General features: G+C 51.1%; 16 protein-coding genes. 11 read left to right on the top strand and 5 right to left on the bottom strand.

The window, feature by feature from the left end; translation table 11 throughout:
* The first annotated feature begins 524 nt into the window (after positions 1-524).
* Entirely contained in the window at positions 525-3,008 is a 2,484-nt protein-coding gene (locus ACN0YR_RS08190) for an ATP-binding protein (RefSeq protein WP_417848717.1), read from the top strand.
* A gap of 147 nt (positions 3,009-3,155) precedes the next feature.
* Here ACN0YR_RS08190 and ACN0YR_RS08185 read toward each other — a convergent pair whose 3' ends face one another.
* Positions 3,156-3,407: a hypothetical protein gene (locus ACN0YR_RS08185; protein ID WP_417848716.1), complete on the bottom strand. Its 252-nt coding sequence runs from the start codon at positions 3,405-3,407 to the stop codon at positions 3,156-3,158.
* An 814-nt stretch (positions 3,408-4,221) separates the two neighbouring features.
* On the opposite strand from ACN0YR_RS08185, the gene aroE reads away from it, so the two are divergent.
* The 8 genes from aroE (at position 4,222) to ACN0YR_RS08145 (ending at position 13,470) form a co-directional block, all read left to right on the top strand.
* On the top strand, positions 4,222-5,778 hold the full coding sequence (gene aroE / locus ACN0YR_RS08180) for a shikimate dehydrogenase (protein WP_417848715.1): 1,557 nt from the start codon (positions 4,222-4,224) through the stop codon (positions 5,776-5,778).
* On the top strand, positions 5,775-7,160 hold the full coding sequence (locus ACN0YR_RS08175; RefSeq protein ID WP_417848714.1) for an efflux RND transporter periplasmic adaptor subunit: 1,386 nt from the start codon (positions 5,775-5,777) through the stop codon (positions 7,158-7,160). Before aroE ends, ACN0YR_RS08175 begins: the two co-directional genes overlap by 4 nt.
* Before the next feature lie 187 nt (positions 7,161-7,347).
* Positions 7,348-8,085, top strand: a complete 738-nt coding sequence (locus ACN0YR_RS08170) for a hypothetical protein (RefSeq protein ID WP_417848713.1) — start codon at positions 7,348-7,350, stop codon at positions 8,083-8,085.
* 48 nt (positions 8,086-8,133) lie between these two features.
* Positions 8,134-8,535, top strand: a complete 402-nt coding sequence (locus ACN0YR_RS08165; RefSeq protein ID WP_417848712.1) for an acyl-CoA thioesterase — start codon at positions 8,134-8,136, stop codon at positions 8,533-8,535.
* Between the two features lie 338 nt (positions 8,536-8,873).
* Positions 8,874-10,193, top strand: a complete 1,320-nt coding sequence (gene larC / locus ACN0YR_RS08160) for a nickel pincer cofactor biosynthesis protein LarC (RefSeq protein ID WP_417848711.1) — start codon at positions 8,874-8,876, stop codon at positions 10,191-10,193.
* A 159-nt stretch (positions 10,194-10,352) separates the two neighbouring features.
* Entirely contained in the window at positions 10,353-10,907 is a 555-nt protein-coding gene (locus ACN0YR_RS08155) for an ankyrin repeat domain-containing protein (RefSeq protein WP_417848710.1), read from the top strand.
* Positions 10,908-11,288: 381 nt separating this feature from the next.
* Positions 11,289-12,479 carry a metallophosphoesterase gene (locus ACN0YR_RS08150; RefSeq protein WP_417848709.1) on the top strand — a complete coding sequence of 397 codons (1,191 nt, stop codon included), beginning with the start codon at positions 11,289-11,291 and terminating at the stop codon, positions 12,477-12,479.
* Between the two features lie 661 nt (positions 12,480-13,140).
* Entirely contained in the window at positions 13,141-13,470 is a 330-nt protein-coding gene (locus tag ACN0YR_RS08145; RefSeq protein ID WP_417848708.1) for a hypothetical protein, read from the top strand.
* Between the two features lie 131 nt (positions 13,471-13,601).
* Here ACN0YR_RS08145 and ACN0YR_RS08140 read toward each other — a convergent pair whose 3' ends face one another.
* From ACN0YR_RS08140 to ACN0YR_RS08130, 3 genes are all read right to left on the bottom strand, one after another.
* The gene (locus tag ACN0YR_RS08140) at positions 13,602-15,320 is read right to left on the bottom strand and encodes an amidohydrolase (RefSeq protein ID WP_417848707.1); all 1,719 of its coding nucleotides are present in this window, start codon (positions 15,318-15,320) and stop codon (positions 13,602-13,604) included.
* 107 nt (positions 15,321-15,427) lie between these two features.
* Entirely contained in the window at positions 15,428-17,032 is a 1,605-nt protein-coding gene (locus ACN0YR_RS08135; RefSeq protein WP_417848706.1) for a DUF6798 domain-containing protein, read from the bottom strand.
* Positions 17,033-17,270: 238 nt separating this feature from the next.
* On the bottom strand, positions 17,271-17,453 hold the full coding sequence (locus ACN0YR_RS08130) for an RNA polymerase subunit sigma (RefSeq protein WP_417848705.1): 183 nt from the start codon (positions 17,451-17,453) through the stop codon (positions 17,271-17,273).
* A 147-nt stretch (positions 17,454-17,600) separates the two neighbouring features.
* On the opposite strand from ACN0YR_RS08130, the gene ACN0YR_RS08125 reads away from it, so the two are divergent.
* Entirely contained in the window at positions 17,601-18,134 is a 534-nt protein-coding gene (locus ACN0YR_RS08125) for a hypothetical protein (RefSeq protein ID WP_417848704.1), read from the top strand.
* 625 nt (positions 18,135-18,759) lie between these two features.
* Positions 18,760-19,722, top strand: coding sequence for a PRC-barrel domain-containing protein (locus ACN0YR_RS08120; protein ID WP_417848703.1), 963 nt, complete (start codon positions 18,760-18,762; stop codon positions 19,720-19,722).
* 126 nt (positions 19,723-19,848) lie between these two features.
* Here ACN0YR_RS08120 and ACN0YR_RS08115 read toward each other — a convergent pair whose 3' ends face one another.
* Positions 19,849-22,137, bottom strand: coding sequence for a xanthine dehydrogenase family protein molybdopterin-binding subunit (locus ACN0YR_RS08115; RefSeq protein ID WP_417848702.1), 2,289 nt, complete (start codon positions 22,135-22,137; stop codon positions 19,849-19,851).
* Positions 22,138-22,281: the final 144 nt, after the last annotated feature.

Below are 22,281 nucleotides of genomic sequence, written 5' to 3'. Positions count from 1 at the left end.
CAAACTGCTCGCCACAGGACAGAGCATAAAAAACAAGTTTTGGAACTGCTCTAGTGACCAACTCACGTCATTCCCTGGTCGATTCCGTTTCCTACTGTGAATGTCTATCGAGTGAACTGGCTACAGGTTCGCAAGGATTTGTAGAAGTTGCACTCGGTTCGCAAGCATTCAGGCATCGTGGACCGAAAGTGCGGACCGTAGGGCTCGAACATTGCCAACGATGCCGTTTATGTCGAATGCATGAAGCAATCTGCCTTCGTACAGTCTTGTCGAAGAGGCGTGTTGTCCGCTACGGTTTCGCAGTTCGGTCGTAGAATTCGGATTGTGAGATGCCCCCGTTCTTGATCTTCTTTTTACGATCGAAGATGTCAAATTTCACTCGATCTTGCGTCCGGTGAAATCTAAGTCGACACATGCCTTGAGGTGACCTGCAGGCTCGTTGAACTACAATCGGACGTCATTGAGTATCACTCAGCTTGCATGAACCACTATTGCTGCCGCTTGAAAAAGTTGTGAGGGAAACGATGTTCAATTACGAGAAGCTCGGCGCATTCTACCTGGGACGCGAGTACGACATTGAAACATCCGAGATTCGTCCGGACTACGTCATGTACGACGCCAAAGATCTGACGACCCACGCGGTCATCGTCGGAATGACAGGCAGCGGGAAAACCGGACTGGGAATTTCTCTTCTCGAAGAGGCAGCCATTGATGGGATCCCGTCACTCATTATTGATCCTAAAGGAGACATGGGAAACTTGCTGCTCAATTTCCCCAATCTCAGCCCCGAGGATTTTCAGCCTTGGGTCGAGCAGGGCGAAGCGAACAGAAAAGGGATGACTGTTGAGCAGTATGCTGCTGACCGAGCCAAGCTCTGGAAAGAGGGTTTGGCACAATGGGAGCAAAGCCCGGAGAGACTGAAGAAGCTCAAGCAGGCCGCTGAAGTTGTCATCTACACACCCGGAAGCGATGCCGGTTTACCGTTGACGATTTTGAAGTCGCTGGCGGCTCCGCCCGAACAGGTGGTGAATAACTCGGATGCCATGCGCGAGAAAGTTTCGACAGCTGTTTCCGGGTTGTTGACGCTTCTGGGGATTGATGCTGATCCACTGAGAAGTCGAGAACATATCCTGCTTTCGAACATTCTTGATAAGGCATGGCGCGAAGGGCGAGATCTCGACATGCACTCGTTGATTCGAGAGATCCAGACTCCGCCATTCAAGAAGATCGGCATCATGGATCTGGATTCGATCTTTCCTGCCAAAGATCGGCTTGAGCTGGCGATGACCGTCAACAACATTTTAGCGTCACCTGCGTTCTCGACCTGGATGCAGGGTGAACCACTGAACATTCAACGGTTGTTGTACACCGATGAAGGAAAACCGCGCATGGCGGTGTTGTCGATTGCTCACTTGAACGACCAAGAGCGGATGTTCTTTGTCACGTTATTGCTTAACGAAGTTGTCTCGTGGATGCGCACTCAGACCGGAACCTCAAGTCTTCGAGCCCTTCTCTATATGGATGAAGTCTTTGGTTATCTCCCGCCGACAGCCAATCCACCTTCAAAAATTCCACTGCTGACATTGCTCAAGCAGGCGCGGGCGTATGGGGTCGGGCTTGTTCTCTCAACTCAGAATCCGGTTGATCTGGACTACAAAGCCCTTTCAAATGCGGGGACATGGTTTCTGGGACGTCTTCAAACAGAGCGGGACCAACTGCGAGTCCTTGATGGATTGCAAGGTGCCTCGGCGAATGCGGGCGTGAATTTCGACAGAAAGAAAATCGAAAGGATTCTCTCGGGCGTGGGGAGCCGAGTCTTCATGATGAATAATGTTCATGAGGACCAACCGGTGCTCTTTCACACTCGCTGGGCGTTGTCGTATCTGAGCGGACCGATGACGCGCGCTCAGATCGCGAAAGTGATGGCTCCATTTAAAGCTGCGAAGGTTGCTGCAACGCCTGTTGCTCCCGTCGCGACTCCCACGTTGAGCTCTCAAGAACAGGAGACACTCAAACAACCGGGGCGAATTGGTTCACCTCCACCGATTCTTCCACCGGAAGCGAAACAGAAATTTGTGGCTGTTTCTCGGAATGTTTCACTCGATGCGAAAATCCTCTATCGCCCAGCACTTTTAGGAGTCGGAGCTCTACACTTTGTCGATTCCAAATCTGATGTCGACAACTGGAAAGACTGTGCCAGCTTGCTGAACCTAAGATCCTCCGACGACTTAGAACGAGACCCCTGGAGCGAATCGCAACTCATCAATGTTTCGGATTTCGAAATTGAGGCGGAACCTGTTGATCAAGCCGGGTACTCGGAACTCCCGGGGAACTGCTCTCGGAAAACTTCGTGGCGAAGCTGGAAGGCCTCCTACAAAAGTTTTCTGTATCGAGAGCAACGGATGGAGCTCAGCTACTGTTCTGAACTGAAAGAGTATTCTCGCCCCGATGAACGTCCAGGAGATTTTGCCGCTCGCATTGGGCAAGCTGCTCGTGAAAAACGAGATTTAGAAATTTCCAAGCTGCGAAAGAAGTACGAATCGAAATTCAAAACCCTCAGCGATCGCCTCCGTCGTGCTGAAGTGAAAGTTGAAAAAGAAGAACAGCAGGCGAGTTCAGCGACGATGTCCGCTGCGGTTTCGATAGGGACATCGATTTTAGGGGCATTGTTCGGCCGCAAGACACTCAGTGCCACAAACGTCTCGCGGGCTGGAACCAGTATGCGGTCTGCATCGCGCGCAGCCAATCAGAGGAGCGATATTAAACGGGCCAAAGCCGAGGTTGAGGAGGTCGAGCAGGATATTCAGGATCTCGAAAAGAAGCTCAACGAAGAAGTCGAAAAAATCACTACGGACTACTCGGAAGGTCAGTTGGAAATTCAACCGTACGAAGTGAAACCAAGAAAGAGCGACATCGCCGTTGACGAAGTCTCGATCCTGTGGTTGCCATACCAAATTTCCGGCGACGGAGTTGCTGAGCCTGCATACGAAGACGATTCAATAGAGTAGTGCAGACTTCAAGAAATCTTCGGCGTTGGTCGAGAGCAAACTCACGATTGGCCTGCAGTCATATCACTGCATCTTGGGTGGTCGTTGACCTCGACCGGTGATTCACCGGATGCGAAATTGACGCTGAAGAGCAACTCGAAAGATTCGCTAACGGGTGAAAGGAGCTTTCGGGCCGGTGAAAGAAAGTTCTTCTTCCTGTCCCGATTCGAGAAGAGTCGAGATTTTTGGGAGTTGGAGACGTTGTGTTGCAGGTTGAGTCGGCGTCGATGACTTTTTGTGACTCACCGGGCGAACGGCTTCCTGGTTATCCCAGTTTGTTGCCAATTGTTCTTCGTGGCTCAAAGTCTCAACTTGTGATGTCTTGCGAGGCAGGCGGAAGTCGAACCCGAAAAATGGCATCGGAGAATTGCTATTCATCTGGAACGACGTTCTGTCCAGCGTGCAGCCCGTTGAGACACTGCAAAGCGTTGCCACAACAATCAACAAGAGTCTTTTCTTGGATGTCCGCATCTTGCCTACTCACTTTGTGCGGGCAAACCCGCGCTCTGAGGGACAAAAGGGAGTGAGCTCATGGTTTGGCAACCGGCCAAACTGAGGGCAATTCCTAGAAATATTATCAGCGAAAGTGTTTGCTTTCTTGGCATCTCCGCCTCCTGCGGTTTGGATGGAAAGCGATAGGGAAGGGTCACGTGAACCTGGTCCGTCCTGAACGATTTCACGATCGATGTGGGGGTGGGGAAGTACCCAATATGAATATTTCGGTACTTGAGCTGTAGAATTACACGAATTTCACCTCTGCGCGAACCCGAATCTTGAGAAGGGGACCAGTTGAGCAGCCTCTAGTCAAAATTTGCCGGTTCTCAGGCCCCGGCAAGTGGGGGCTGTCCTCGCTTCGCTCTTCAAAATATCCAAGACTTTCCCTACGTTCTCTGGGGATGGTCGGGTCAAAGCGGACTTCAGCCGCCCGATTCGTGCAAATCCGGTTGATCCGTTGCATCCGTGTTCTTTTCAAGCCCCTTTCAGCAACAATGGGAAATCACAAACCGGGGAATGCAGGCCCGGCAAGAGATTCGTTAATGTTCATATTTCCAGCGATCCTCGACATGATTCGTTGCTTCAAGTGACTGTTTCTACAGCGAGCGATTCGCCATAATTGCGAAGAGACTCAGAGGATTTTCAACGACCTCGCCTTGCCAGAAAAGGAAATGGCGAAATGATTTGCGTCACATTGGGCCGCACCCGACATAAAATGATGATTGCTGAACACGAAAGCCTTGCCGAGAGGGGGGCTGAGCTGGTGGAGCTTCGTGTGGACTGGATCCCCCGTGGGCTTCGCCTGGATCGGTTGATCAAAAATCGTCCTACGCCAGTGATCGTCACCTGCCGCCGACCTGCCGATGGTGGACGTTTTAGCGACTCTGAAGAGAAACGCCTGACGATTCTGCGTGAAGCGATCATGTCCGGGGTGGAGTATGTCGACCTCGAAGCGGATATCGCCAAGTCGATTCCGCGTTACGGTAAAACTCAACGAATTGTGAGCTATCACGACTTTGAAAAAACGCCTGACAACCTGGAAGAAATCCACGAGCAGCTGTGCGAGTGCGATCCCGATATCGTCAAAATCGTAACCATGGCAGATTCGCCAATCGACAACATTCGCATGCTGGAACTGGTCGCGAAGGCGAAAGTTCCAACGGTCGGATTTTGCATGGGAGAATACGGAGTCGTAAGCCGGATTCTATGCGGAAAGTATGGAGCTCCGTTCTCGTATGCGACGTTCAGCAAGGAACGGGTGATGGCTCCCGGACAGTTTTCATTTGAAGAAATGAAAAGGCTGTACCGGTACGATCAGATCAATGATGAAACCGCCGTCTTTGGCGTCTTGGGAGATCCTGTCGGGCATAGCTGGAGTCCCATTCTGTTTAATGTCGCGTTTGCGAAAAACAAGATGAACGCCGTGTATTTACCCATGCGAGTGGGAGCTGAAGAGTTTTCAGAAACGTTGAAAGCCTACGAATTTCTCAAAGTTCATGGCTACAGCGTCACGATTCCGCATAAACAATCGGCTTTAAAATTTGCAGACAAAGCAGACGAAAGCACCCGGAAGATTGGGGCAGCGAACACGCTCGTCAAAAGTAAATCAGGCAATTGGCATGCAAAAAACACCGACTACGATGCCGCGCTAGATTCGATCAAACTCGGATTGGCTGCGAAGAAAGAACCCAGCTTGAATGGTCAACGGGTTCTCATTTTGGGAGCAGGTGGAGTGGCTCAGGCGATTGGAATGGGGGCGGCCAAGGAGAATGCTGTCGTCACCGTTTCAAACCGGTCCAAAACCCGTGGCTCACAACTTGCGAAAAGCTTGAACTGCCAACATGTGACTTGGGGCAACCGTGGAGCGGTTGGTGCGGATGTTTTGGTCAACTGCACTCCCGTTGGCATGTTTCCGGAGATGAATGAAACACCATTCGAGCCGCACTGGCTTCGCGAGGATATGGTGGTCTTTGATACAATCTACAATCCGGAGAACACCCTCCTGCTAAAATCAGCGAAAGAGCGGTTGTGCTATCCGGTGAGCGGAATTGAAATGTTCGTGCGACAGGCTGCCGCACAATTCAAATATTTCACAGGCAAAGAGGCTTCGCTAGACGAACTACGAACCACGTTGCGTCGAGCGATTTCCCCAGTTCGCGTCAAAACATCGCAAGGACACGCTGCTCCAGCGGAGCATGAAGCGAAGTCAGAGCAAAACGAGAACGGCGAAGCATGACATCCCGTAACACCTTTTCATTTTACCGGTACGCAATCATCCCAGCCTTGGGGCTCTTGCCGCTGCTTGGGGCTGGCTGCGCTGAGAAGCCGGCCGCCGGGGGGCCAGGAGCGGGCGGACGTCCACCCTCCAGAGTCTATGTCGCAACGGTCGAGAAAGGGGAGGTTATCCCTGAAACGATCGTGGTCGGAACAGTCGTAGCAAAACGGACCAGCGTGGTTGCCTCGGGGGCCGACGGAAAGGTCAACAGATTTCTTGTTCGTGAAGGAAACCTCGTCGACGAGGATCAAGAACTCTCCGTTCTCAATATCGTGACGACTGACCTGGGCATCGCAGAGGCCAAGCAAGTCCTCGAAATGCGAAAACAGGAATGGCAGGAGCTCGAAAATGGCTCACGGCAGGAAGAAATCGAGAAGGCGGCTGCGGATGTTGCTGCTGCGAAATCTGCAATGGACGCATCAGCCATCCGATTGAGGCGTCAACAGGAACTCGCGAGAAACAACGCGGTGAACCAGGATGACCTGGACAGTGCTGTCGAACAGGCAGAAACAACCCAGAAACTTTATGAATCAGCAATCGCTTCAGCCAAGCTGATCCAAAAAGGGCCGCGCCAGGAACAAATTAATCAGGCGAAAGCGCGCTACCAGGCTCAGGTTGAACAGGTCGAATACCTTGAAGCGGAGAAGGCCAAGCGAACAACGCGGGCTCCTTTCAAAGGAGTCATCGTTTCGGAACATACCCAGGCAGGTCAATGGCTGGGAAAGGGAGATCCGGTTGTCACCATCGCCGACATGCTCGACGAAGTGTACATCATCGCGAATGTTGATCAGTTGGAAATCGAAAATGTCCGCCCCGGCACGGAAGTCGATGTCGAAATTCATTCCCCTGGAAAACGTTATTGGAAAGGGACTGTCGAGTCTTTGATTCCTCGCAGCCAATGGGAGGGAGGATCGCGTACTTTTCCCGTGAAAGTGGTCGTTAAGAACGAAATTTTGGATTACAATGGACGCAAACAGTCTGCCCTCTCGGAAGGGATGTATGCACGCGTCACTTTTCGGGGAGTTCCACGAACGGCTCTTCTGGTTCCCAAAAACTCAGTCATCCGGTCTGAAAACGGTTCGAGAGTCGTTTCGGTCTTACCGGGAGAGAAGCCAGATGCAGGGACTGCAAAACTCGTCATGATTGAAGAACTTGGATCGTATCAGGACTCCATCGAGGCCAAAGAGGGAGAGCTGACCCCCGGAATGCTCGTTGTCACCGAAGGGGCAGAGCGATTGAGTCCGTTTCAACCGGTTCAGATTGTTCAGCCAGAAATTTCTGCGGACACCCCCAAGGTCAGTTCCGCTGAGAAGATCGATTCTGTTTCCGAGGAAACCGATTGACTGAACTTGAATTCTAGCTTGATGTTGTCGAGAATTGCGGGCTTGCAATGGTCTCGTAGAGGATCTCCAACGACTGAAGCCCAAACTGGCTCAGAAAATTGTTGACCTCGGCGGGAAGGAGATCTAAATTGCCCGTACTCCTTGGGCAGGATCAATTCGTTTTTTGATGAAATGTGAGCGTCATCCCATGTTGATCGCCGATGCTGAAGTTTTGAAAAAAGAGTGGACAGATCAATACGTCATCGTGAATGAGAGCATTCCCGAGTTACGTCGTTTTGTCGGTCTGACCGGTCGAGTCAAGACGGTGAACATGAATTGCCGCGCACTGGTGGAGTTCGATGGACCTGTCGACATTAGCTGGTACGACATCGATCCTTCTTGCCTGATCAAGGTCGACGCTCCTTTGCCGAAGAAAAAAGAAGCAAAAGCGGAAAAGAAAGCACCTGCCAAGCCGGCCGCCGCCCCCAAAGCTGGCGGTGGAGCAAGCCCTCTCGAGATGGCCCGCAAGCAGGGAGCCGCTGGTGCTGGCGAGAAAAAACTCTCCCCACTTGAAATGGCGCGTCAACAGGGAGCTGCCGGTGCAGCACCTGCTGCTGGCGGCGAAAAGAAACTCTCTCCACTTGAGATGGCACGACAGCAAGGGGCTGCCGGGAAGCAAGAGGCGCCCGCTGCGACTCCAGCAGCTGGGAAGAAACTTTCTCCTTTGGAGCTCGCTCGTCAACAGGGAGCAGCAAAGGACGCAAGCGAGCAAGCTGAAGACACTCCGGCTGAAGCAGTCGAGGCTCCAGCCGAAGAGGTCGCTGTCGAAGAAGCCACTGTCGAAGCTCCGCCAGCCGAAGCTTCGGGGGGATCTGCTACCGAAACGCCCGACTCAACCGAAGGAATTCTCGCTCTTGCCCGTCAGCAAGGCCCGTTCAAGGGATAATTTCATTCTCCCGTAGCGAGTGGGAATGTCGTAAGAGGGGATCCTGCCATGTCTTCGGACTGGTTCGAAATGGAGATTCGTGTCCGATATTGCGAAACGGACGCGATGGGTGTTCTGCACCACATGAATTACCTCGCCTACTTCGAAGTCGCCCGGACCGAGCTGTTCCGCGAACGAGGTGGGAACTATCGAGAGCTCGAAGAACGTGGTTTCTTTCTGGTGATCGTTAAAGCAGAATGCAATTATAAAAGGCCGTCCCACTATGACGACTTGCTGCGCATCCGCGTTCGCGTCTCCAAGCTGACTGGCGCGAAGCTTGAACACGAGTACGAAATTCATCGGGATGAGACACTGATCGCGACCGGTCGAACAGTCCTGGCATGCTTAGATCAGAACGGCCAAATTCAGCGAATGTCCGAGTCCCTGCTCTTCGACGAAACCGAGAAGTAATTGGTTTGCAGGTTCTGCCTCGTGGCGAACAGCAATTCCACAAGTGATACACGTTCGACACGGGCACATGGTAAAGCAAACTACTCTATTCAAAGCTTGTCATCCCCCTGAAGGGCACTTTCGAGACTTCACAGACTGCTCAGCACAAGGCAGTATGTAAAACCAACACCAGGTTTGGTCTACAGCATCTTTCGAATTGGTTTGCAGGATCTGCCTCGTGGCGAACAGCATTTTTACTGGAGAAATGCGTTCTTCACGGGCACACGGTAGAGCAAACTGCTCTAGCCGGAGACCTGAAGTCTCCGGAAACATCTGTTCGCACAAGAGGAATTTCGTTCATGAAAGTCGCCTATCTTGAATGCTCCACTGGGATCAGCGGAGACATGACACTCGGAGCACTCCTGGACGCAGGAGTAGAGCGATCAGCTATCGAACAAGCGATTCACTCGCTCGACCTTCCCGGAGTCGAACTTGAAGTCAACGAAGTGATGAAGAGTTGCTTCCGGGCGACGCATATTGTCGTCAAACATCCGGAACAGCACGCACATCGGCACTACAGTGACATCGTTAAGCTGCTAGAAAATGCGACCTCACTTTCGAACTCGCAGCGGTCACTGGCGCAAGACATCTTCCTTGCAGTCGCCCAAGCAGAAGCAAGGGTTCACGGGACCGACGTTGAAAAAATTCACTTCCACGAAGTCGGTGCAATCGACTCGATCGTCGATATCGTGGGAGCCGCTGTTGGATTCGATTTACTCGGTTGCGAACAGGTTCATTGCAGCCCCATCCCGACCGGACGCGGGCAAGTTCGCATCGACCATGGAATCTGCTCTGTGCCGACACCGGGAACAGCTGAACTCCTCAAAGGGATTCCTCTTGTCGATGTTCCAATCGATGCAGAACTGACAACGCCGACCGGAGCAGCGATCGTCAAAACTATTGTCGATCGTTTTGGCCCCATGCCCGCTATGACCATCAACGAAATTGGCTACGGCGCAGGGACAATGGAGTTCGCTTCGCGTGCCAATTTATTACGTCTGTTCGTGGGCGAAGTGGCTATCGCCACGGGCATGGATGAAGTTTGCCTGCTGGAAACAAATCTCGACGACATCAGTGGAGAAGTGATCGGCCATACAAAAGAACAACTCCTGATCGCCGGGGCAAAAGATGTCTATACGATCCCGGTGCAAATGAAAAAGAATCGTCCCGGAGTCATCCTGAGCGTAATCTGCTCTCCGCAAGATCGTGAACAACTTGAAGCGATCATCTTCAACGAAACTGGAACCCTGGGAATTCGCAGGCAAAATTTGTGGCGGTCCACGTTACATCGTCAACAACACAGTGTACTGACAAGCTTCGGATCGATCCTTGGAAAAGTCGCCTGGAACCGCTCCGGCGAAACAAGTTTCTCTCCAGAATTCGAAGCGTGCAGCCAACTCGCCAAAGAACATTCTCGACCGATTCGAGAAATCTACCGAGCTGCCCTCACTGCATTCGAGCAACAGCAACCAGAGAAACGACCTGAGTCACCGCTCGCCGCATCACAAAAAGACCAGTCATCACACGATCACGATCACCGCCACGATTCTCATAGCCATGATCATGATTCGCACAGTCATGACCACGATCATGATCATCACGGGCATGATCACGATTGACATTCTTTTTGTTGCCTTTCAAAGCGGGTCAATCAGTTTGATTGTTTTCTCGATCTTTGAATCAACGGACCGATATCGTAAGATGTACGTGTGGACCAAACTTGCCAATATTCTTCTCGGACGAATTCAATTCCTGCAGCCTCTGCTTGCATCTACTTGATGGCTTTGGTCGTGATGCTTGGGTGTTCTCCTCAGGTGGAAGAGGAATCATCCAAGGAGAGCTCCAGAATCCACAATGAAAAGGCGATCGACCACTACCTCCACAATCTCATTAAATCGCCTGAGCGTCGTTTCACCGGTTTCACCGAATCTGCCCGGTGGGGGCGGATCGACCTTGTGAAGGAGTTTCTCGCACAAGGCGTCGGAGTGGATGCAACCGATGAATACGGACGGACAGCCTTGATTCTCGCTGCATCGGGCGGACAGCTGGACGTGATGCAATTGTTGATTGAAGAGGGGGCAGACGTCAATTTTCAGGAGCCAGAGAGTCGGACAACGCCACTCCTCGCACTGCTTCGCAGCTTGCACTCGGAATCAACATACTACTCCGGAGTACAGCTGCTCATCGACTCTGGAGCGGTGACAACTCTTCAAGATTCAGACGGCTGGACTGCAGTCGACTGGGCCAAAAGTCGAATCAGGGAAGGTCGGGTTGACCAAGACTTCTTACAAGAGTTTGAACCCCAAAGTGAGCCATCCGGCAATGACTCATGAGTTCAACCATCTTTCGAAATCGAAATCACGTTCTGTCTGGTTGTAAGCAACCATTGCGGTCGCGAAAGTGATCTTCACGGGCACTAAAACACGAATGTGTTTGGGTGGATTGCTATTGGCTTGTCTTTTCTCGTATCGTTCCGTTTGAAAACTCTATCCAGGACAGTCTATATCGCATTATTCGAATTGGTGATCCCGTCCTTTTTGGTGGGGACTGCAATTCGAATGATGAAACGTGTCCTTCTGAACACGCGGTAGGACAAACGGCTCTAGAAGACATGTGAGTTTCCGGTGCCTGTTGAGAGTGCTTTTTGAAGCAGAACACGTACATCATTTTCAAAACGGCTTTAACAGACCGTAATTTAAAGAAACGGAAACTTCTTGGACTGGCTCAATCTTTTTGCTCTTCTCTGGTTGATCGCTGGTAACACGACATTGTGGGTTGCCTATGTGAATCGAACACATGCGCTGCCGTTGACCTGCGGAACACTGCACCGTCTTCGTCGCGTTCATGATGTCATGATTATACTGGTGCCGTTGCTGTTGATTGTCGGTTTGGGTCTTACCGGGCCAAAGCTGTTGCTCGGCGGAAGCTGGGCGAAGTTGACGCCATTCTGGTGGTGTTTTGTTGGTGCCTGTTTATTGGGTGGAATGCAGCTGGTTTTCGTAACCATCCGAAACATCCTGCAACGAGCTCCGGAGCAACTCATCGACAAACAATCTGAAACGATTGATATTACAAAGAAGCTGGGAGCAAAGCCTGTTGAGCCGGGCAAGTACTACCGATTGGCAATGTTGCCAATGAACGAGCAATTTGAAGTCGAGTTCAACCAGAAGACATTTCAGCTTGAATCATTGCCCGCAGAATTGGACGGGCTTTCGATTTTGCATATTTCCGACTGGCACTTCATGGGGACGCTGAGCGAATCGTTCTTTAAACAGGTGAGCGACCTTCTGGCTCAGGAACCGGTGGACATTGTTTGCTTTACTGGCGATTTGATTGACAGGATGAAATGCATCGATTGGATTCCGGAGACTCTGGGAAAATTGAGTGGGAAGTATGGCAGCTTCTTCATCCTCGGAAATCACGACTGGTATCAAGATCCCGATGTCATTCGCGAAGCGGTTTCGAAGATTGGATGGGTGAATGTTGCATCCGAGACCGTGGAACTCGAAATTAACCATGCCATCCTTCAGATCGGAGGAGACGAAACACCTTGGATGGGGACGGCTCCAGAGTTTTCCAAGATCGCACACTTTCGACTTCTTCTGTGCCACACTCCCGACAACCTTCAATCTGCCCGAGATTCGCACGTCGACCTAATGCTCTCGGGGCACAATCATGGCGGGCAGGTACAACTGCCGCTTATCGGGCCAGTTTACTCCCCCAGCCGTTTCGGGACTCAATACGCTTCGGGAATCTTCTGGGAAGCTCCTACCCTCCTGCACATCTCCCGTGGCCTTTCCGGCCGCCATCCATTCCGCTACCACTGCCGCCCAGAGGTCACTCGGATTGTGCTCAAAACTGTCGAAATTCCGTCGGAGAAGTCGCACGAACCTGGGGTCGACTGATTCCTTCAACAAAGAGCAACTCATCTGAGCCCTCTCGGCTCTGTTGTCAGCTGCGTGCTTGAGCTCTGCATACGAATTGTACAGGTTGCGAGGACATGTTGATAAGAAGACTGAACACACATCCTCAGCGATGCTGAATCGCAACAATCAGTCACAAACGGAACAAGTACCGTAAGGTTAGAATGAGAAGGATGTTGCGGCTTAATAGCTCCGTCGAAGAGTTCTTTGTTGACGAAACCCGGCATACGATGTGCACTTTTAGCAACAGACTTTCTTTCCGGTCCGGTGGTCGAGAGCCCATCGGGCTGGGACTTTTCTGTACGTCATTGTGAATCTCCATCCAACGCCGATTGGATGTCGAGATGTTTCATCTTCTTGACGTTTTGGTCAACCGCTGCGCTTGGACTTCTTGGCGCGAAGACTGTTCACGTGAGTATGCTGATCGTGGACAAAATTCTTTAAAGCGGAACCACGCTTAATGTTACGTGGAATCACGAGCTTCGAACACAGCGACTGGCACGAGGTCTGCAAATCCAAAGTGTCGTCAAGATGTTTTCAAGAACTCGTTGAAACCCAGGCTCTCGCCGCCTCCACAAATGAAACGTTGGGCGGTCTGGCAATGAGTATCCATTAAATTAGGTTCCAGGAAAGAAAGTCAGTCATGCCAACACTATTTCAATCTCTCATGTCGGATGAATGCGGTTTCATTGTCTCGGCAGAACTTGTGCTCGTTGCGACGATCCTCGTCATCGGAATGATTGTCGGTCTTGCAGAAATTCAAAGCGCACTGGTTGCAGAGCTCAACGATGTTGCCGATGCCATCGGGTCGATCAACCAAAGCTACTTCTTCACCGGGTTCTCAGCTGAAAAAGGTTATGGTCAAGTAAAGTCCAAGACCTACGGTTCGACTTTCCAGGACATTCGCGATGAATGCGATGGCAACCAATGCGAACTCAGCTGCGACGATCCAGAAAGAGAAGGCTGGAAGTAACTTCCCATCGAGGGACCGACGCTTCTTGAGCAAGCTCAAACAATAAACCGTCAGGGAATTCCCTGACGGTTTTTTTTTGATTCAAGATCCACTCTGCTGAACGGCCTTAAAGTGGCTTGGGGCTGATGAGGTTAATAAACCCGCTTCCCGCCGAGCCACGTCTCTTTGACTTCAATATCTTTGATCTCTTCTATGGGACACTCAAGAATATCCTGCTTGAGGATAACGAAGTCTGCGAGCTTCCCAGATTCGAGGGAGCCTTTTTCCTTCTCCTCGAAAGTGAGATAGGCATTGTTGATGGTGTAAAGGCGAATCGCTTGTTCGCGATTGATTCGCTGCTGGGGATGAAGAGGTTGGTCCGTCCAACGTGCTTGCCGTGTGAGAGTGATCCACATGCCCAGAAAAGGATTGTACGGATTCACTGATCGCAGACCTCCGATTTTCTGCATGTGATCTGATCCACCACCGACGACGACGTTCTTCTGAAAGAGAGTCTGGTACGGCTGGAAGTATTCTGTTCTTTTGTCGCCAAACTGTTTTTGCAGTGTAGCTCCATCGAGGAGTAACCACGCTGGCTGCAGGTCTGCGACAATGCCAATTTTCGCCATTCGATCGATTGCATCTGCACTCATGAAGTTGCAATGTGTAATGCAAGGTCGACCGTTCCGAACTGGAAAGTCATCTGCGTTCACTCGTTCGTAAGCATCCACAAGTGCGTGAACGGCTCCGTCGCCCACAGAGTGAGCAGTGATTTGCAGATCGTTTTCTAACGCGAGTTTTGCGATTTCATAGAGCCGGTCCGCTTCGATGTATTTCGTCCCACGATAGTTGGGATCAGTGATCGAGTAGATCTCGCTCACGCCCCAGGGCTCTCGCATGTAGGCACTTCCCGTCAACATTCCGCCGTCCAGAAACAACTTGATTCCGCGAGACCAGAGCATGTTGTTGTATTCGTGAAGAGGGTCTTCAGCCAGCCGTTTCATGCGGTCCGCAATTGATTCGCTGGTTCCGCTGGCACTGAATGCTCGATACGCATAGACGCGGCAGGTCAGTTCGCCAGCCCCTTTGAGTTCTTGATACAACCCCATGCCGCTCGCTGATGTGTTCCGGTCAGAAATACTCGTCAGTCCTACTTTGTTGTAGTCAGCGAGTAGTTCTTTGAGCCGGTTCTTCCGGTCGATGTCCGTCGGTTTCTTTTCTCCAGTTTCTCCCCGCTTCACTAACGAACCCGCCTTGCGAATGACACCAGTCGGCTCACCCGATTCATCACGCTCAACGATGGCACCGTTCCCTTCAGGGACTTTGAAATCTTTGTCGATCTTGTTGGCTGCCAATGCGAGGGAGTTGAGTGCCGCGTCGGGACCGGTTCGAAAATAGACCGGATGATCGGGGGCCGCTTCATCCAATTCTGCACGTGTTGGATATCGTTGTTCTCGCAAGCGTGTAATAAAAACCTGCGACAGGGAAATCCATTTTCCCTTCTCGACAACTTGCGTTCGCTCGCGGATATATTGAAGGACATCATCCATCGTTTCCATGACTGGCACCGGATGATCGAATTCAAACATCGACGCGCCCGTCGGATGAACATGTGAGTCGATCAAACCTGGGAGAACCGTTTTGCCCTGCAGATCAACAACCTTTGAGGTCTCGGTTTTCAGCTTAAGAATGTCGGCATTTGAGCCGACTCCAACAATCCGATCATCCTCAATTGCGAACGCTTCAGCGATTGAGAAATCGTCGTCGACAGTGACAATTTTTCCATTCACAAAAACGATGTCTGGCGCAGCTGCACAGACTGGAAGACAGCTCACAAGAAACAACGACAGACTGAGACAAATTTGATTCACAGCAACAGGCCTTATTCGAAAGCAGTTCACCATACGAACAACACGAACATGCCATGCTAGCAGGCAAGACGGCGCCAGGTCAAAATCGAGCCGACTTAAGCGCGAGCTCACTCGGCTGACGAAGAGTCGGTTCCCGTTACGTAAACTCGAAAGTCGCTGTTTTGAAAATCTGGCTTTTGATCAATCGGCCCGAGTCGCTCGCAGATGAAAATCGTGGCCTCAGTTTTCTTCGTGAGATCTTGCAACTCACCACTCGAGATTCGACCATCGAGGAACGCTTGTTTTTTCCAGAGAACAATAGCCCAGCGGCGACGGTTCCAGGCGATAATCGACTTCGCATCCTGTGGACAGTCTTTGTAATTGACGTACTCGGCCCGGTCACAATACCACTTCACGGCCCACTGGTTTCCGAAGCTGTAAACCAATGCAGATTTCTCGGTGTTGTCATCAATCCATTGGCAAGCTTCGATCCAGTTTTGTCGTTTGGAAACAGACATTTTGCTGGGGTTTTGCTCGGAACCAGGAATGACGAGTCCACTCCACGCCAGCAGAAGAGTGCAGCAGACAATGCTTCCGACCTGCTTGGCTGGCGAAGCGAATCGCTTCTCAACCGCGTTCACAAATGACCTCCCAACAGCAATGCTGAGAGCAACAGGAACCATCAAATCTGCAAGACGAAAGGGATAGAACTTGAGTGCAGAAATCCGCCATTCATAACCGGGCATCTCTTTGATGGGGCGTGGTCCCCAACCAATCCAAACCCCGCAAGCTGCGATGATTAAACTCGAAAGGATCAACAGGTTCCACCAGCGATCGCTCTCGCGATCTTGTCTTTTCGGAATGAAAAGTACCCAAACGAAAATCATTGCTGCGAAGTATCGATAGGCGACCTTCGGAAATCGCATTGGGTCCAGATGATGCGAAAGGCGATGTCCAACTTGAAGAACCGTCGCGATTCGAGCAGCTTCTTGGTCATCATTCAGCACTGCCATGCCGGCGGAAATTAAACCTGGACTGGCAGCCACAAAAAAGAGGAAAACCGAAAGGCCCCACACTCTCAAACCGGGAATGTTCTTACGAATATTTTCTCTATCGCTGATCAGAATGAAACCCAACGTTGCCATGACCGTTGCGAGCGTTCCCCAAACTCCCACGACTGGGTGAAAGGAAATTGCTAAGCCAGCCAGAAGCGCGCTCGAAGGAAATCGAAGTATGATTGCCTGTGCAATAGCCCAGAACAAAAAACCGTAAGCGATCACTTTCGATTCAATACCACCGACAAGCCATTCACCGGACCAGTTTCCAGCAGATTGCAGAACGAAAAAGATGCTGAGCGAAACGACCGACGTCCACACTCTGTGAGACAGCCGGGCACAAAGGAGATGCCAACCGACTGCCAACGGAACGAGACCGACAACTCTTGCGATGATCGCGGTGGTGTCGAGTGAGAAATATTTTGTGAGCCAACCGAACGTGGCGTAAAAGACAAGATGCGGATTAGATGAAGTCAGGAAGATGTCCCGGCTGCACCAACTCGGATCCCAAAAGTGTTTGGCTTTGCACAGGTAGTGCGGCTCATTGACCCCCGGAATGGGGACCCTCAGCAGAGAGAACAGAACGAAAAGGGCATAAGCGCAGAGCAGCGCCAACCAAAAACCAACCCCGGCAAGTGCCGGGGAATGAGTCTCGGTTTTTGGAGTCGACAGCGACACAATTCGTTCATCTCAAGAGTATTCGCTCGCCACAACGGCAGACTTTGATTTCAGCAATAAATCAGTAAAAATCCCAGCGGGAAAATCGGAGAAGCACAGACCGGGACTCTTCCAGCCCTTTTATCCGGCGTGCTCGAATTGATCTCCGTATCAAGCCACCACTGTTTTGTGCGGGACAGAGAAGCGAGGAATCGGGAATTGATCCCCCAGTCTCGCCTTCTTGAGATGTCTCGCAAGACTACTTTTTCTTTGCTTTCTTTTTGGCCGGTTTCTTCTTTTGAGCCTTTGCTGGTTTTTCAGCAGCTGGCTTCTCGGCAGCTTTCTTTTTCGTTGCTGCTTTTTTCTTTTTCTTACCAAAAACCTGATCCCAATTATCCCAGTATTCGGGGGTGGCACCGGTGCGTACAATTGGACCGCTCATTGCAGGTCTCTCCTGAAGTCTAAAATCGTTATCGTTTGGGCGGGTTGAAACGTCACCCCCCAGGAATGACATGTTTTATTGTGAATCCGGTCGATGTCAACAACGTCCGGACTTGAGTGTAATCACTGGATTCGGTTAACTAGTATCATGAACTTTCACGAATTTGAACGCGAAAAAATTTTTCGAGGGATCTGGGACTCCGTTTCGATCGCTCGTCCTGTTCCGTATACGTTATTCACTTTTGGCGATTCCGATCTCGAATACTACCTGATTGTCGATTCGGAACAACCGCACCAGCCAGTTGAAGTGAGCCGTGGTGTTGTTAAAGTCGCTCGGCCTGTGCTCATCACGCCGGAGAACAGTCATCCCGAGTTTCGGAATTTCTTTGAAGACAACGAATTCGGAGGCATGGTCGACTTCCTGATGTCTCGCACGGCAGCGTTTTCGAATCTGCAAATTGAAAACCACAAGCAAAAAGCGGAACTGCTCAGCGACAGTGTTGAAGAGATTGTTGCCCGATTGAACAAAACTCTCGACGATCAGGATGAAGACCGCATCGCGATTCTCACTGCTCCTTACAGACTGGGAGGGGTGGCTGTGCTGAAGTACGCGACCGATCGAATCATGGAAAGCGCCGCGGGCAACATTCAGGAGTTTCGAGAAAAAGGCTTCCTGCCATAGTTGAGTCAGCACAAAGTCACTCAGCGCAACATGGACCGAACTGTACAACTCCATCGTCAAAACTAAAACATCTGAAACCGAAGCTTCAACACCACACGCACTTCAACAGACTCACCACAATCTCTATTGATCCGGTTTGATGTCTCGATGCACTCTAAAATTGCACACTGGTCGCTGGCGAACCAACGAAGTGTATGATTCGCCTCTCCAAGACTCACAGGGCCCTCATAAATACGTTGGAAACGACGTGTTTCTCTAGAGCATCTTTCGAATTGGTTTGCAGGTTCTGCCTCGTGGCGAACAGTATTTTTACTAGAGAAATGCGTCCTTCACGGGCACACGGTAGAGCAAACTGCTCTAAAGTTTGATGAATGGCGCACTACTTGCTTCATCTCCTTGCGTGGAGATCGAAAGGTCACCATTGATAACCAGACAGCGATTCACAGTCAGTGTGAATCAGCCTTGATCGAGCCTGTCTGATTATCACTTCACCAAACCAATCTCTGTCTTCGAGCTTCGCCTGATGGCGAACAGCCTGTGATATCGCGAGGGCGATTTTCACGGGCACGAAATGCATTGAAGAATGCTCTGGTTTTAAAATCCTATTTCAAAATGGAAGTTAAACATGCGTTTACAAACATCAAAACTCACCACACTCAGTCTTGCACTGGGAACACTGTTTTCCAGTATGGCAATCGCTCAAGATATTCGTCTTGAGGAACGTACAACTCAAAAAGTTCCAACGGGGACTTCAGCTCAGGCTGACTCTGATGCAACATTCATGACAAGCGACTTCATGGGACTGATCGTCAAAGATAAGGCTGATCAAAACCTTGGAGAAGTCAAAGACCTGGTCATCAATGCTCAAGGTGAAGTGCTTTACCTAGCTGTCCTCCCGGAGAGAGCCCGAGAGGAAGATGGTCTCGTCTTTTTACCATTTGCGGCATTGAATCTTGATGGTCATAAAGATCACAAGATTACTTACGTGACCACAGTGATTACTCGCGACCGTTTTGTCGAAGCACCTGTCTTCACTCGACAGAGATTTTATGCGTCTGGCGGTCCTGCACCTGTGTTCGCACAAGTGAACCGATTCTTCGGAGTTCGTGGGCCACGTGTCGGATTTGGATTCAATGATCGTGGACGCCGTGGAGACAGAGATGGTTTCCGTGGTGATCGTGACGGACGTGACCGCGATCAACGAGATGGAGACCGGGACCGAGACGGCCGCGACCGTGACGGAAGGAACCGTGATGGTAAGGCAATTGATTCAGACAGTCCAGCAGATCGTAACTCCAAAGAGGGCGAAACTCCGCGTCGTATGCGAAAAGACCAGGATTCCAAGCCCGAGAAAAATGGAGAGGCTTTGCCCAAGCGAGACACGGATGTCAAAAAACCGAAAACTGAATCAGGTTCAGTAGAAGGTGGAGCTAAAGCAAAAGTTGAAGTTGAAACTCCTCGAAAAGGAAACTCTCCTAAAGTTGAAGCTCCCAAAGTTAAAGCCCCTAAGGCTGAAACTCCCAAAGCTGAAGCTCCATCAGTAGAGCAACCTAGTTCGCCTGCTCCAGAAGCAAAGCCTGAGGAATAAATCTCGGTTGGCTAACTAGATTTTTTATAGAGCACGGACTGTTCACAGTCCGTGCTCTTTTTGCATTTCCCGACTCGTATCATTGCCTGTTCAACCGGAAAGACTCAAGTCGTTGGAGAAGATTGCCTAAGAGTTCTTCAGCAGTTCGTGCAGAACCCTTGGTGGGGACATCGGGAGTTCGTTCATGCGGACTCCGACGGCGTTATGGATGGCTGCGTTGAGTGTCGCTGGCGGAGGACAAATCGGAACTTCGCCGACACCGCGAACGCCGTAAGGATGATCGGGATTCGGGACTTCGACGATAATGGCGTCGATGTTCGGTAAGTCGAAACAGGTCGGCATGCGATAGTCGAGGAAGTTGGCATTCATGAGCAGGCCATCTTTGTTGTAGACATACTCCTCGTTCAATCCCCAGCCAACGCCTTGAGCCACTCCACCCTGAATTTGTCCTTCGACATAAGCTGGGTGAATCGCTGTCCCGGCATCCTGTGCAGCGGTGTATCGCAAAATTTCGACTTTGCCGGTATCTGGATCAACTTCAATGTCGGCACAATGGACGCCAAAAGCATTGCTTGAAGCGGGGGCGCTAATGCTCGCTGAGGCCGTAATCGATTCGCCGGTTGCAATGATTTTATTCGCGAGTTCAACAAAGGACATCTGTTTTCCATCGGGGCCAGCGATCGTTCCGTCGTCTTCATAACGAACATCGGTCACGTCACATTCCCAGATCCGAGCTGCTCGCTCGCACATTTGTTCACGAATTTTCAAGCCAGCTTCATGAACAGCCATGCCTGTCGCCAATGTAACACGACTTCCACCTGTGACATCCGTGTAGCCGACACTGTCCGTATCCGCGACAATCGGTTGCACATCTTCCGCAGCGATTCCAAGCGTTTCTGCAAGTTGCATCGAAAGGGATGTTCGTGTCCCGCCGATGTCTGTTGAGCCCTCAATGAGAGAGACTCTCCCGTCCGAGTTCACGTTGACTGTGACGCTCGATTTCAGTCCCGCGTTGAACCAGAATCCGGAACCGACTCCGCGTCCGCGATTTGGTCCTTCCAGTTTGGATTTGTAGTGGTCGCTGTCTCTGATAGCTTCGAGGCATTCGACGAGACCAATTTTCGGATAGACCACACCATCCGGGCGGCGTGTTCCTTCTTTGGCTGCGTTATCAATGCGAAACTGAAGTGGATCGATACTTAGCTTTTCTGCGATTTCATCAATGACCGCCTCTACTGCAAATGCAGCGTTCGTCGAGCCCGGTGCGCGATAGGCATTTGTGCGAGGCTTGTTGACACAGACGTCGTATCCTTCGATACGCGCGTTCGGAATGTCGTAGCAGGCCAGGATGCACATGCAACCGGCATTGATCGGCGAACCGGGATAGGCCCCCGCTTCATAAGCGAGATACGCTTCACCCGCAACGAGTTTGCCGTTCGAGTCGGCTCCGAGCTTGACGCGGATATATGAGCCGGGTGTCGGACCGGTTGCTTGAAATACATCGGTCCTGTTCATTGTGACCTGAACGGGCCGACTCGATTTCTTTGAAAGCAACAGAGCCACCGGTTGCTCATAGACGGAAATCTTCCCACCAAATCCGCCACCAATTTCTGTCGGGATCACTTTAATCCACGTCAGAGGAATTTCGAGCAGTTCAGCAAGTTGATGCCGAACGCTGAAGGCTCCCTGCGTGCTGGTCCAAACAGTACAGCGACCATCCCCATGCCATAAAGCAGTTGAAGTGTGAGGCTCGATATATCCTTGATGAACGGTCGCTGTCCGAAACTCCTTTTCAATGACAACGTCCGCCTTCGCGAAAGCCTCTTCTGCGTCTCCCTGCTCATAAACATACTTGGCAGCGACGTTCGTGGGAGAATCATTAATTGTCTCGCCGAATTCGACAGTTCGCACATCATCGTTGAGAACAGCAGCGTCACTTTGCATAGCATGCCGCACGTCGAGTTCGACCGGCAACTTTTCGTACTCAACTTTGATCAGCTTCGCAGCTTCCTCAGCGATATGGATATTGTCTGCCGCCACAGCAGCAATCGCATGGCCTTGGTAAAGGACTTTGTCTTTCGCGAGAACGTTCGCGCTCAAGTGCCGCAAATTGACAGACCCTTCGCCCAGTTCAGCGACTCGGTCACTCGCTTCCGGAAGATCCGCACCAGTCACGACTGCATGAACACCGGGGAACTTCTCTGCTTCAGTTGTGTCGAGGGAGAGAATTTTTCCATGAGCGATCGGGCTACGTAGAATGAACCCCTGCAACATTCCGGAAAGCCGGACATCTGAACCGTATTGAGCTCGCCCGGTCACTTTGTCCGCCCCATCGTGGCGAACTGGACGAGTTCCAATCACCTGATATTTGTGAGTGTGGTGCTTAAGGGTGATTGAACCGTGACTTTCCGACATCATTACGCTCCTGAGCTGAATTTCGATGCTCTGTTTGTATGCCGAACCGCCAAGCCACGCAAGCAATCAGGAGAAAGTGATCTGAAACGACTCCATTTATCACAGAATTTTCATGGAACACCGCTCAGGATTGTTGAAATCGCT

It is taken from the genome of Thalassoglobus sp. (assembly GCF_048270125.1).
GTDB lineage: Bacteria > Planctomycetota > Planctomycetia > Planctomycetales > Planctomycetaceae > Thalassoglobus.
This window is presented reverse-complemented; position numbering and strand designations above follow the sequence as displayed.

Excerpts from the sequence above, each read along its gene's own strand:
- ACN0YR_RS08115 (WP_417848702.1), bottom strand. The coding sequence starts at position 22,137 with ATGTCGGAAAGTCACGGTTCAATCACCCTTAAGCACCACACTCACAAA.
- ACN0YR_RS08120 (WP_417848703.1), top strand. The coding sequence starts at position 18,760 with ATGCGTTTACAAACATCAAAACTCACCACACTCAGTCTTGCACTGGGA.
- ACN0YR_RS08130 (WP_417848705.1), bottom strand. The coding sequence starts at position 17,453 with ATGAGCGGTCCAATTGTACGCACCGGTGCCACCCCCGAATACTGGGAT.
- ACN0YR_RS08175 (WP_417848714.1), top strand. The coding sequence starts at position 5,775 with ATGACATCCCGTAACACCTTTTCATTTTACCGGTACGCAATCATCCCA.
- aroE (WP_417848715.1), top strand. The coding sequence starts at position 4,222 with ATGATTTGCGTCACATTGGGCCGCACCCGACATAAAATGATGATTGCT.
- larC (WP_417848711.1), top strand. The coding sequence starts at position 8,874 with ATGAAAGTCGCCTATCTTGAATGCTCCACTGGGATCAGCGGAGACATG.
- ACN0YR_RS08155 (WP_417848710.1), top strand. The coding sequence starts at position 10,353 with ATGGCTTTGGTCGTGATGCTTGGGTGTTCTCCTCAGGTGGAAGAGGAA.
- ACN0YR_RS08145 (WP_417848708.1), top strand. The coding sequence starts at position 13,141 with ATGCCAACACTATTTCAATCTCTCATGTCGGATGAATGCGGTTTCATT.
- ACN0YR_RS08190 (WP_417848717.1), top strand. The coding sequence starts at position 525 with ATGTTCAATTACGAGAAGCTCGGCGCATTCTACCTGGGACGCGAGTAC.
- ACN0YR_RS08165 (WP_417848712.1), top strand. The coding sequence starts at position 8,134 with ATGTCTTCGGACTGGTTCGAAATGGAGATTCGTGTCCGATATTGCGAA.
- ACN0YR_RS08125 (WP_417848704.1), top strand. The coding sequence starts at position 17,601 with ATGAACTTTCACGAATTTGAACGCGAAAAAATTTTTCGAGGGATCTGG.
- ACN0YR_RS08170 (WP_417848713.1), top strand. The coding sequence starts at position 7,348 with ATGTTGATCGCCGATGCTGAAGTTTTGAAAAAAGAGTGGACAGATCAA.
- ACN0YR_RS08185 (WP_417848716.1), bottom strand. The coding sequence starts at position 3,407 with ATGCCATTTTTCGGGTTCGACTTCCGCCTGCCTCGCAAGACATCACAA.